This is a genomic window from Chryseobacterium jejuense (assembly GCF_017877355.1).
GTDB classification, from domain to species: Bacteria; Bacteroidota; Bacteroidia; order Flavobacteriales; family Weeksellaceae; genus Chryseobacterium; species Chryseobacterium jejuense_A.
Genome location: NZ_JAGIPR010000005.1, coordinates 326,620 through 338,687 on the forward strand (window position 1 = coordinate 326,620; position 12,068 = coordinate 338,687).

The window sequence follows — 12,068 nt, forward strand, 5'->3', positions numbered from 1 at the left end:
AATTTTTAATGGGGTATAATCTTATAATTATGTAACATTTTATATGATTTATTATGTTAAATTTGATTGATGAATTATCATTCATATTTTGTTATGGGTTTTAAATTATTAATTAATGATTTTGTTATAAAATCATATATAGAAGAATAAGACATTCTTTTGAGGGTAATAAGTAAGGCTCAGCCTTACTTACAGTTCTGTTCACTGAGCAGATCATCTGAACTTTCTCTGCAATTGCCATTTACAAGGCTGTTGTCATTACAAGTTGAAATCATCATTTTACCTATTTTTTTACTCTATTATCTTATTTGTTTTTTAGTTGAATAATAAGGTAATATTTACATTAACAATTGGTTATCTATGGATGGTGTTTGTTAGAGGGGTCATGAGAAAAAGTAAACTTTTAACCAAATTATATCATTATAATGTCAAACTCAACACGAACATTAGAAACCCAATCATTGGGGGCGTCTGTATTGCTGTCTTCCAAAGACAGGGAAAAACTTTTAAATGACTTCAATAAAACTGGATGGAATTACAAACAGGAAGAAACACTGGTGTCTCTTTTTAGAAAACAGGTTGAGCTTCACCCTGATCACATTGCAGTTGTATACAGGGATCAGGTACTCACTTATCAAGAATTGGATCAGAAAAGTAATCAGCTTGCCAATCGATTAATAGATAAAGGAATAAAAGAAAATATGTTTGTTCCTATATGGCTTAACCGCTCTCTGGAGTGGGTTGTGGCTGTTCTAGGAATTGTAAAAACGGGAGCCGCTTATGTCCCGATAGATCCTGCATATCCGGTAAAAAGGGTAGAATATATTCTTTCAGATACCGCTGCTCAAATAATGATTACCAACCAACATCTAGGTTCACTCTTATCAAAAAATGAAAAAACTGAAATATTTCAGTTGAATGCGGTGAAGTATCTTGATTCTTTCTCTCCGCAGCAACCGAATGTTGAAAAAATACATCAGAATGCACTGGCGTATACAATTTATACATCAGGCTCAACAGGAAAACCTAAAGGAGTAATGGTTGCCCATCTTGCCATTCAGCATTTGGTAACATGGCATAATCATTACTTTCATGTAGATCATACTTCGAAGGTAAGTCTTGTTGCCGGGCTGGCATTCGATATTTCTGTGTGGGAAACATGGTCCGGGCTTACTTCCGGGGCTGTACTTTTTATTGCTGAGAATGAAGAAAGAACGGATGTCTCTGCTTTGGTGGAATACTTCCGTAAAAATAATATTACCCATGGTTTTGTACCCACAGTCCTTGTTCCTTCTTTTATAGATAAGACCAGAAATCATAATGATTTATCACTCAAATATCTTTTCACAGCAGGTGAAAAACTAAAACCGATACTTACTACAGAATTAAGCTATGAACTCATAGATTATTATGGTCCTACTGAATGTACAGTATATGCTACGTTTAGGAAAGTTAAAGATGTAGAAGGCAAATATGTATCATCTATAGGCAGGCCTATAGCGAATGCCCAAGCCTATATTTTAGGTGAAAACAGGGAACTGTTGCCAGTAGGAGCTATTGGAGAATTATATATAGGCGGAGAACTGTTGGCTAAAGGTTACCTTAATAATGAAACGCTTAGCACTGAAAAATTTATTGCTAATCCTTTTAAAGATGAAGAAAAACTGTACCGTACCGGAGATCTCGCCAAGTGGCTTCCCGATGGAGAAATTGAATTTTTAGGCAGAATAGATAATCAGATAAAAATCCGCGGATTCCGAGTGGAATTGGGAGAGATAGAACGCACCCTGAGCCAACAGGAAAATGTGCAGGAGGTTACCGTTATTGCAAAAGATACAGTAGGCAATAATAAATATCTTATTGCCTTTATTGTGCTTAAACCAGGTTCTGAAAAGGATATTGCTGTTGTCAGAAATCTGTTGAAAGAAGAATTACCGGGGTATATGATCCCCGCCCAGATTATTTTTATAGACAAAATTCCCCTTACAGCTAATGGAAAAACAGATGCCATTTCTTTAAAAGATCTTGCGGATAAAGAAGCTAAAGATTTGATTTCCTTTGAACCGCCAACCAATGAGACAGAGCGGACTATTGTAGATATCTGGTCATCAGAACTGGAACGTCCTGTCATCAATATTACAGATAATTTCTTTGATATTGGCGGAAATTCCCTGTTGGTTGCTGTTGTAGCAGTAGCATTGGAGAGAAGACTTGATGTGAAAGTATATTTGAGGGATATCTATCAGTATCCTGTATTACAACAGCTATCAGAGGTTTTGATTACCAGATCTAGAGAAGCAAGAGAAGCAGTTCCGGTGGAAGATGTGGAACCTTATGTAGAGCTTCAGCAGGATGTGTATCTCGCTCCGGGAACTGTATTTGCAGGGGGATTTGATCCTAAGCAATTGGAAAATCCATCAGCTATATTTTTAACCGGAGTTACAGGGTTTGTAGGGATTCATCTTTTACAGGAGCTTTTAGATACAACAGAGGCTGATATTTATTGTCTGGTAAGAGCTCAGGATGATTTTCATGCTAAAGAAAAAATTGACCGTTGTTATAAGCAGTTTGTTATTCCTCAAAAAGAAGAACAGAGGACAAGAATCATTCCTGTGATGGGTGATCTTGCACAGCCATTATTGGGCCTATCAGAGGAAACATTTAAAATGCTGGCGCAAAAAACAGACTTGATTTACCACTCCGGAAGCTCAGTAAATTTTATAGAACCTTATTCTTATATGAAAGAACCTAATGTTGAAGGATTGAGGGAGATAATAAAACTAGCTGGGGCGGAAAGAACAAAGTGTCTGGCGCTGCTGTCCACAATATCTGTATATAGCTGGGGGCATATATTCACAGGAAAAACAGTTATGCTGGAATCTGATGATATTGCTCAGAATCTGATGTCGGTAAGCAAAGATATTGGCTATGTAAGGAGCAAGTGGGTAATGGAAGCTGTTGCAGATCTGGCTGCGAAAGAAGGGTTGCCGCTCATTACCTACAGATTAGGATATGCGATGTGCCATAGTGAAACAGGAGCAAGTGCTCCTTATCAATGGTGGTCGGGGTTAGTTAAAAATTGTGTGGAATTCCAGTCTTATCCGGCATTAACCGAATTGAGAGAAGGTTTAATTACGGTAGATTATATGACCCGGTCTATGGCTTACATCACAAGGAATAAAGAAGCGATAGGGAAGAAGTTCAACCTAATTGCCAGCCCGGAAACGAATCTTACTTTAGAGGAGTTCTTCGGGCTAATGAAGAAATATTATCCATTTACATTGAAAAGTCTTCCTTACAAAGAATGGAGAAAACAATGGGAAGATGATAGTAAAAACCGACTGTATCCGCTAACCAGCCTTTTCAGAGATAATATGCATGAAGGATTGTCTACAGTGGAGCTTTATCAAAATACTTATATCTGGGATTGTTCCAATGTAATTCAATTTTTGAAAGGATCAGGTATTAAAGAACCTGTATTTGATAAAAAGATATTGGATGTGTATTTACAATATCTCGGAATTTCAGATTTGTAACTTTTTGAAATATAGGCATAAACATAAAGAAACCAGACTAAATTTTCGTCTGGTTTTTTAATTCCTATTACAAAAGTTTAATTCACAGTCACTTTAATCACATTCTGCACAGCCGGAACAGGATATTGAGTTCCAACCTTTGAAATAACCATCGTCTCACTTTGTGGAGTTCCACCAAATAAAGCCTGATGGTTTCCCGCTCCTGGATACTGATCTACTCCTGTACCGGAATCAAATAAAGCTGTTTTTGAACTAAGATCACCCTTTATAGTAGCATCAATATCTGTCTCATTCGCGTAGAACCAATCATTGGAAAAACCAAACATGGTGACATAAGTAATTTTGTCGCCTGGATCTGCCCTGAAGCTGGTCATGACCTTGTTTCCCGGTGGAACAGGAGCATTTCCTGCAACGTAGATTCCTTTAATGCCTGGAAAAGATTTTAAACTGTTTTGAAGTTTACTTACATTTCCAAATTGTGCAATTTCCTTTAATCCCATTCCGTTATCCATTTTTCCTAATTCATAGACTGGGTTTTTATCTCCACGATAAATGACTACCAAAGCAGGAGAAAGACCTGTCATAATCCCTGTATTAGTGCTAAGCTTTGCTTTCATCTTATCAATATTTCCCATCTGAGCTATATCTGTAATTTCCGGATTGGATAAAGAGTTAGGAGTAAAGAATGGGACACTGTTAAGTAGCTGAGAGCCGTTGTAATTGGAAACAGCCCAAACTCCGGGAGAAAAAGGTGTTTCATTGGCTGTTCCACCTGAAGTATTGGTGATGGTTAGTGTAAACTCAGAAATCATCTCATTGTAGTTAAGATTAAGTTTCATCAGTTGTGAGGCGTTCACATTGGGAACCTGAGCGATGGGTTTGCTTTCCGCCTGGCCGGTATTGTCCTTTGTTCCGTTATCCCATAGTACTACGCTTGAAGAAACATCTCCCGTAATAGCTTTTCCACTGGTATCAAAAAGTTTGATTCCCGGTTGCTGAGAAGCAAAGAACCAATCTTTAGAGGCTCCGTACATAGTAGCAAACATAAGAGCCTGTGCTTTTCCCGCACTAAATGTTATGGATACAGATTGTCCGGGTAAAATAACGGGTACTGCTCCGGTTCCTTGAAAGCTTCCGCTTTCTACAAAGTCTTTAGGAGTAACAATATTTTCAAAGGTAATAGTTCTTTGAAGAGAATTGTCCATCATATTGTTGTCTGAATCGTTGCATGATAAAAGGGTAAATGCAGCCATGATTCCTGTAGCGAATGCTGTGATTTTAAAAAAGATTTTTTTCATAAAATAATTTTTTATAGTTATAACTTGCTGTTAAACATATAGTCGGACACTTTTTAAAATCCTGACAAAAAAAGATCAACTATTTTTTACAATGATGAAAATGAGTAGGGTTTGTAGAGGTTTTTACTTTATAAAATAATACGTCGAGTTCTGTCGCTACAGATAAAGATCTTTGACTAGGATAAAGAAAAATTGATAATCAAAAGAATAGCAAATGAATAATTTTATGGTATTAGCTAAGGACTTTGTGGCCAATGAAAGTGTAGTGATAGATCTTAAATCATCTGGAGTTGAGGATAAGTTGAATTCACTGGTTTTTCAGAATCAAAAAGGACAGTCTGCTCAATTTCTATGGCAGCCTGATAATGTAAAAATGAAAGGGTATTTTAAAGAGATAATTAATGACCTTGGGGTAAAGGTTGCTCATTATGATGGTTTTCTGACAATAACCAATGGCGGGGGAAGTCAATTTTTGGAAGCTGAAGTAAAAGAGTAATGGGAAATAAGAGGTTTATATTCCCTTTTTTCCTTCCAAAATCATCTGAATCATTTTAATCTTTCTGTTTTCTCTTGTTTCAGGCTTTTTAGCTTCTTCAATCCGGCGGATATATTTCTTTTTGTGAGTATAGCTCATTTTATCGAATAGTCCTTTTTCATCCGGATTTTCATTAAAGACGGATACAATATCATCAGCAATCTCAACAATTCGCTCTTCCTTATCTTCTATAAGAGAAACGGTAACCTCCGTTTTGCTTGATGATAGCTGTGAATAAATATAGGCTGAGAATTCATGAGCATTATTTTAATATTCAAAAATAAAAAAACCGTGAAAATTACTTTCACGGTTTCAAAAATATATCAGATAAGATTATTTTTTCTTTGTTTTCTTAGGTGTTGTAGTAGTACCTGAGTTTTTAGTTTTTGTATCAGCCGGAGTATTTGCATCTCTTACAAGCTTTAATTCATCAACTAATCTTCTTGCACCCGCAAATTTATCAATGGTCCAAAGAACGAAACGAACGTCAACATTGATCGTTTTTTGCCATTCTTGTTCAAATACGATATCACCGCTTAATGCTTCACTGTTTCCGTCAAAAGCAATACCGATAAGGTTTCCGTCTCCATCAATTACCGGAGAACCAGAGTTACCTCCTGTAATGTCATTGTTAGAAAGGAAGTTTACAGGCATATATCCTTTTGCATCAGCATACTGTCCGAAATCCTTAAGGTTATAAAGATCGATCACTCTTTGAGGTAGATCAAACTCTTCATCACCTTTCTTGTATTTTCCAACAAGACCAGACATATCTGTATAATAGTTATCAGTAACTCCGAAGTAGTTTCTGTCTTCTCTGATAGGAAGTTTATCTACAGTACCATAAGTTAATCTCATCGTAGAGTTTGCATCTGGGTAGAATTTCTTCTCAGGCATAGCTTTTACTAAACCAGCTAAGAATAGACGACTGTTTTTTGCGAAATTATCATCTATTTTAACAAATCTTTCAGTACTTATTTTCTGATCTGCAACAATACCGTTTGCTGCTTTCCAAAGTGGATCTGCATCAAGTTTTAATGCATCAGGGTTTAGTAAGAAGTTGGTAGCAGATGTTTTGTTTGCAAAAATAGAAGAATATGCAAGGTTAGAAACTGTTTTAGCATCTAATCCTAAGATTGTAGCAGAAGCTACTTCACTATTTTTTACTCTTGCCTGATAAAGGCTGGTCATTGCAGCAAGCATTTCACCTTCTAAAGAAGGACTGAAGTTTTCATAAGCAGCCTTAATAGCAGCTTCAGTTTTAGCTTTCATTGCTAATCTTCCTTGCATATCCTGAGCAGCATAAGCTTTTAAAACAGAACCTACCTGTAAAGCAAGAGATATATATTTAGCGTTTCTCGAGAACTGAGAAGCATAGTTTCTTTCAACATTTCTGTCAGAAACTTGCTTATAATAAGCTTCGATATCAAGTAAAATACCATCATAAGCTTCATTTCCTGGCATTGCAGACCATTTTTTATAAATGTCTTCAATTTTTTGTTTGTCAGAGATTGTTCCGTTTTTGTTAACAGCATCAATTGTTCCCTGTCTGTTTTTCCAGTAGTTAGCTACAGAAGCATATTGAGAAGCATAGTTAAGCTGAGTAGCTTTATCTTTATCCATGTACTTCTTCATTACGTCCATTGCCGTTTTAGAAGCTTCAACCCAAGCCGGATAGTCTTTGTTTACCATCTGCTGAATTCCGTAAGAAGTCAAATAACGGTTTGTTCTACCTGGGTATCCAAGGATCATTGAGAAATCACCAGGCTTAATTCCTTTAAGAGAAACCGGTAAGAAATGCTTAGGCTTCATAGGAACGTTGCTTGGAGAGTATTCAGCAGGATTTCCTGCAGCATCAGCATATACTCTGAAAACCGTGAAGTCTGCAGTGTGTCTTGGCCACTCCCAGTTATCAGTATCACCACCGAATTTTCCTAATGATGAAGGTGGAGCACCTACTAATCTTACGTCTTTATAATCTTGGTATACGAAATAGTAGAACTCGTTTCCGTTGAAGAAATCTTTTACCACTACAGTATATTTTCCGTTTTCAGAGTTTTCTGTTTGGATGGCTTTCGTTTCAGCATCAATTATAGCTTTTCTCTCTGCTCCGGTCATGTTGTTGTTTAGCTTGGATGTGATTCTCTGAGTGGCATCATCCATTCTCACTAAAAATCTTACATAAAGATCCTTTGCATTGAATTCGTCTTTCTGTTTCATGGCCCAGAAACCATTTTTCAGATAATCTTTTTCAGGAGTAGAAGCAGCAGCAACAGCTCCATAACCACAATGGTGGTTCGTGAATAAAAGTCCTTTATCAGAAACAATTTCCCCAGTACAGAAACCGCCAAAACTTACGATAGCATCTTTTAAACTGGAATTGTTAACTGAATAAATTTCTTCAGGCGAAAGATGTAGACCCTCTTTTTGCATATCAACACCGTTAAGTCTTTTGATGAGCATAAGCAGCCACATCCCCTCATCCGCCCTCATCTGAGCAAAGCTCAGCAAGAAAGTGAATAGTAGAAATAGTCTTTTCATTTTATAAAATAATTTTTGTGTTGCTAATTTACTAATTTTTATGAGATTCTGTCTCGGATTGGTACGAAAATGGGATGATAATCAGCATGAAAAAAATACTATTCCCCCTTTTTACCATTTTATTCTTAGGACTTCTTTTCAATTGCTCTGCAGTGCCGGATAAAAACCCTAGCATTCAAAGGCAATGGATGCTGGTTTCTTTAGATGGATTTTCTAAGGATCAGTTAATGGCTCATAAAGCTGAAATTAATCTGACCGGAAAGATGGAAAAAGGTAAGATTCAAGGGAATGCATACATGGGTTGTAATCAGATGTCTTTTACTTCTGAATTTAAAAATGGTGGAACACTGAAGGTTTCCCAGGGAGTAAGCACCATGAAAGCCTGTCAGGATATGAATCTGGAAACCTCTTTTCAGAAGAAATTTGAAACCATGACAAAATATGCTGTAGAAGGGCACTTTCTGACGTTGTCTGACAATCAGGGAAACATAATGAAATTTGTAGCTGCCGATTGGGATTAATCATCTCGATGTTGAAATATAAAAGTCCGCCTATGAGCGGACTTCTTTTGTTTGAAAAATCTAGTGAGGTTACTAGTTTTTTAGGGCTATTAGTTTTTAGGAATTGTCTTTTTTATTTCTTCTAAAGTTGCGGTATTGGGTAGTCCGGTAATTGTTTTTGTGTTCTTAGAATATATGGTGTTTCGAGATGCCTGTCTGTTGGGAATTGTTCTTTTTATTTCTTCGAGTGTTGCTGTGTTGGGAAGAGGTACTCCTGAATTGTTAGACGCTTTAGGTTTTTGTTCCTGTTTTTTTACTTCCAGCCCTTGGTCAGAGGTTAATCCTGTATGAACTGTTTGCTTTTCTATTTTTTCTTTGGAGTCCTGCATCAGTTTTGCTTCTTGTTCTTTAATCTGTTTCAAAGCCTGTGTCTGATCTTCCACAAGAGTGATCTGCTTATTTTCCTGAGCATAAATAATAGTGCTTAAGAATAATAATGGGATGATGATATATGCTGTTTTCATAATGGTTTATTTTATGTTGACTAATACTTGAATTTTTCCAACTTCTTTTTGGTTATAATCCTGAAGAGCTTTTCCGATGACCTGTCCTATTTTTACCTTTTTAGGATTGGCTTTCATGGCAATGCCGGCTTGGGATGAGGTAACCAGAAGATCGCCTCTTTTTATTCTTCCGTTCTCAAGACATACCTTGGTTGGGATAACCCCAATAACCCCCATAGGAACTTTATTGGAAATGTCGGTATCAATATGTTCCTCTGTTAAAAGTACTCCAGGTTTGGTTGCGTATACACCGGCAACAAGGGTGGAATAAGGGGTTGAAGATTTTTCTACAGTTCTGTCAGAGTTTGTGGAAATAACCAGTATATCACCAGCTTCATATTCAGAAATGACTCCTTCTACATCAAATGCTTCTGCTACGTCTGCACCGCTATTTTGTGTTCCTCCGTTGAAGAATCCTGTTCCGGATTTATTGATACGGGCAACATTAACTGATGCACTTTGATAGACAGCAATATTTCCAGATGGCCCCTGATGATTGATAAGCAGAGTAGAGCCTGTGCCAGTTGTGGTTACATGTACTACTGGCTGACCATTACTATTGTTGAAGTTGGCAAATCTACCCGCTTTACCAGTACCAAAGTTGGGGATAAAACCTGAGATAGCATTTCCAGTTCCATCACACGAAGCTTCAATACCATCACCACTTCCACCTGCATTAGCCGTAATCCCATTTCCGTTTCCTTCTGATAATGCTAATAACGCAGGACCGTTCCCGGCAGGATTGCTGGAATAAAATACTCCACCATATCCTCCTGTACCCGAAGACAGACCAAAAACACCTGCAGTTCCGAAATTAGCAAACTGTGAATTGACTTCACCTTTTACTGCAGCGGAGGTTCCTGTTATCCTGTCAACTTTGAAATTTCCTGCAATACCATTTCCTACAGTTTTTACCGTTACTACGTCACTTGTATTATTTTCATTGAAAATTTCAAATCTACCGGCTCTACCGGTTGCAAAAGTAGGCACCCATGCATAAAGTGCATTTCCTGCACCATCAATATTGGTTTCAACACCGTTTCCATCTTTTCCTGCATTGGCAGTGATAGCATTTCCGTTTCCATCGGTTAAAGCGATAAGTGATGCTCCGTTTCCGGTAGGATTACTTGCATAGAATAACCCAGCCCGTCCTCCTGTACCTGAAGAGACTCCAAAGATGGCGGCGGCCCCAAAGTTTCCGAAAATAGTATTTACTTCTCCTCTTACAGCAGCTCCAACACTATTGTTATTATCGAGTAGGAAAGAGGCTGCATTTCCTTTGGTATTATCGGGGATGTTTCCATTTCCATTAGATAGTACTTCAAAAGTATTAGCGTCAGTATTTGTTTGATTAAAATTTTCAAATCTACCAGCCCGTCCTGTGCTGTTATTTAAACCTACCTGCCCATAAACCCCAACACCTGTTCCTGCAGTATTGGTAGCTACAAATCCTCTTACTCCATATCCACCACCATCATTTCTGCCTACCACAGCTCCGGCAATATCACTGGTTGTCCTACCAACAATAGCTTCACCGGCTCCAGTATTATCACCTACAATACCTGCGGAAGTTTGGGCTGAGGTACTTCCGTGTATCGCAAAACCGCTTCCTGTAGAGCTGTTTACCCCAGCTCCATTTCCTGATGTTGTAACATTTACAACTGTTCCGTTTCCTACGGTAGAAACACTAAGTGCATTATTGTTATTGGCATTATTGAATATCGAAATACTGGCAGGGATTCCATTGTTACTAGTTGCTGTAAGCCCTGTTCCTGTATTACTGTTAGCATATACTCCCGTTCCGTTAGCGCTTGCATTTCCGTATACTCCCAATCCATTAGGGGTTACTCCATACACTCCCCATCCGCTTCCTGCCTGGCTTCCCCAAACACCAACGCCTAAACCGCCCGTTCCATTATTGATCCCGCGAACCCCAGAGGAAAATCCGCCAGGGGCTGTATTGCTTACAATCCCTCTCATAGCAGCAATACTTGAGGTGGTTGTATTGTTGACTCCTTCCAATGAAGTTCCGTCTCCATCATTTGTTAATGAGAATAGAGTAGAAGCATTATTTACGGTATTGGAATATGGAATGGTAAAGCTGCCTCCACCACCTCCTGCAGATTTTGCATACATGGCATAAGGAACACTTAATAGCTGACTGGTTCCTGCTATCGTATAGTTTGTTCCACCTGAAGGATCCGTTTCTGTTTTTAAATAATAGTTTCCCAAAGTCCAATCAATGGAAGAAAATACTCCTGAAAGAACTGTTCCTGTTCCTATTTCCATAGTGATAAGGCCGTTGGCATTTGTATTTCCGGTAAGGCGTTCCGAGTAGACAAGCGTGCCTGCAGGAGATCCCTGTAATAAACTTACTTTAATGGCAATTCCTTGATTGCTTAGCAGTTGTCCGGATCCGTTTCTTACAACTGCTTGATAACTCATTTTTTCAGGAGCCTGTGAAAGCCCCATAAAGAGACCTGACAGAATCCAGAACATTAATAATATTTTTTTCATGGTGATTATTTTTTGATGATTTTAAAAGTTTTTAGGTTTTCTCCATGCTGATTAATCCTGATGATATACATTGCAGAAGGGATGTCGGAGAAATTGAGTTCAGATTTGGACTGTAAGATCACATCTTTTCGGATTAATTTACCCTGCGCATCAAATAGCTGGTATTCTGCTTCTTTGAAATTATTGGTAGTAAAATCCAGGTATAGATAATCCTTGAAAGGATTAGGATACAGTAAAATATCTTTCAGGTCTGATGTTGCTGTTTCACGAGTGGTAAGTGTAACGATTTCATAAGGCTGTTGAACACCTTCCAGAATTTGGCTTCCGGCTCCTTTATAAAGATAGGCCACTTGCCCGATGCTGTAAGAAACAGAGCCATTGCCTCCTGAAACATCCATTCCGGTTGCGAGAATTGCAGATTGAGCTTTCAGGGATGAAAAGGAAAAGGCAAACAAGAAGAGAAAATAAATAGATGTTTTTTTCATGGATAACGGTTTTTAAGGTGATGAATTCAAATTTTCCCATAAGAAATTTGGGAAGACTAAATTACTGCCTATCATGACCTGATAACCGAAAAA

Annotated in this window: 9 protein-coding genes; 3 read left to right on the top strand and 6 right to left on the bottom strand. The window is 37.9% G+C overall.

Features of this window, described 5'->3' with window-relative positions:
• Positions 1-425: 425 nt before the first annotated feature.
• Entirely contained in the window at positions 426-3,536 is a 3,111-nt protein-coding gene (locus tag J2772_RS12630) for a non-ribosomal peptide synthetase (protein ID WP_209917149.1), read from the top strand.
• Positions 3,537-3,613: 77 nt separating this feature from the next.
• On the opposite strand, the gene J2772_RS12635 is transcribed toward J2772_RS12630, so the two are convergent.
• Complete coding sequence (locus tag J2772_RS12635; RefSeq protein WP_209917151.1) at positions 3,614-4,834, bottom strand: spondin domain-containing protein; 1,221 nt, start codon at positions 4,832-4,834, stop codon at positions 3,614-3,616.
• 214 nt (positions 4,835-5,048) lie between these two features.
• Between J2772_RS12635 and J2772_RS12640 the strand changes: the two genes are divergently transcribed.
• On the top strand, positions 5,049-5,330 hold the full coding sequence (locus J2772_RS12640; RefSeq protein ID WP_209917153.1) for a hypothetical protein: 282 nt from the start codon (positions 5,049-5,051) through the stop codon (positions 5,328-5,330).
• A gap of 15 nt (positions 5,331-5,345) precedes the next feature.
• Here the strand turns inward: J2772_RS12640 and J2772_RS24190 are convergent, their stop codons facing one another.
• Both J2772_RS24190 and J2772_RS12650 read right to left on the bottom strand, forming a co-directional pair.
• The gene (locus J2772_RS24190) at positions 5,346-5,609 is read right to left on the bottom strand and encodes a YdeI/OmpD-associated family protein (RefSeq protein WP_317194508.1); all 264 of its coding nucleotides are present in this window, start codon (positions 5,607-5,609) and stop codon (positions 5,346-5,348) included.
• Positions 5,610-5,702: 93 nt separating this feature from the next.
• The gene (locus J2772_RS12650) at positions 5,703-7,910 is read right to left on the bottom strand and encodes a S46 family peptidase (protein ID WP_209917155.1); all 2,208 of its coding nucleotides are present in this window, start codon (positions 7,908-7,910) and stop codon (positions 5,703-5,705) included.
• 86 nt (positions 7,911-7,996) lie between these two features.
• On the opposite strand from J2772_RS12650, the gene J2772_RS12655 reads away from it, so the two are divergent.
• On the top strand, positions 7,997-8,431 hold the full coding sequence (locus J2772_RS12655) for an META domain-containing protein (protein ID WP_209917157.1): 435 nt from the start codon (positions 7,997-7,999) through the stop codon (positions 8,429-8,431).
• Positions 8,432-8,520: 89 nt separating this feature from the next.
• On the opposite strand, the gene J2772_RS12660 is transcribed toward J2772_RS12655, so the two are convergent.
• Genes J2772_RS12660 through J2772_RS12670 form a run of 3 tightly spaced genes read right to left on the bottom strand, consistent with a single transcriptional unit; the run spans position 8,521 to position 11,975 of the window.
• Positions 8,521-8,934, bottom strand: coding sequence for a hypothetical protein (locus J2772_RS12660; RefSeq protein WP_209917159.1), 414 nt, complete (start codon positions 8,932-8,934; stop codon positions 8,521-8,523).
• A gap of 6 nt (positions 8,935-8,940) precedes the next feature.
• Complete coding sequence (locus tag J2772_RS12665; RefSeq protein ID WP_209917162.1) at positions 8,941-11,490, bottom strand: beta strand repeat-containing protein; 2,550 nt, start codon at positions 11,488-11,490, stop codon at positions 8,941-8,943.
• Positions 11,491-11,495: 5 nt separating this feature from the next.
• A complete protein-coding gene (locus tag J2772_RS12670; RefSeq protein WP_209917163.1) occupies positions 11,496-11,975 on the bottom strand; it encodes a T9SS type A sorting domain-containing protein in 480 nt (159 codons plus the stop codon).
• Between the last annotated feature and the right edge of the window lie 93 nt (positions 11,976-12,068).

Bases quoted from the DNA above. Each gene is read 5' to 3' on its own strand.
- J2772_RS12640 (WP_209917153.1), top strand. From the start codon at position 5,049: ATGAATAATTTTATGGTATTAGCTAAGGACTTTGTGGCCAATGAAAGT.
- J2772_RS12670 (WP_209917163.1), bottom strand. From the start codon at position 11,975: ATGAAAAAAACATCTATTTATTTTCTCTTCTTGTTTGCCTTTTCCTTT.
- J2772_RS12635 (WP_209917151.1), bottom strand. From the start codon at position 4,834: ATGAAAAAAATCTTTTTTAAAATCACAGCATTCGCTACAGGAATCATG.
- J2772_RS12630 (WP_209917149.1), top strand. From the start codon at position 426: ATGTCAAACTCAACACGAACATTAGAAACCCAATCATTGGGGGCGTCT.
- J2772_RS12660 (WP_209917159.1), bottom strand. From the start codon at position 8,934: ATGAAAACAGCATATATCATCATCCCATTATTATTCTTAAGCACTATT.
- J2772_RS12650 (WP_209917155.1), bottom strand. From the start codon at position 7,910: ATGAAAAGACTATTTCTACTATTCACTTTCTTGCTGAGCTTTGCTCAG.
- J2772_RS12665 (WP_209917162.1), bottom strand. From the start codon at position 11,490: ATGAAAAAAATATTATTAATGTTCTGGATTCTGTCAGGTCTCTTTATG.
- J2772_RS12655 (WP_209917157.1), top strand. From the start codon at position 7,997: ATGAAAAAAATACTATTCCCCCTTTTTACCATTTTATTCTTAGGACTT.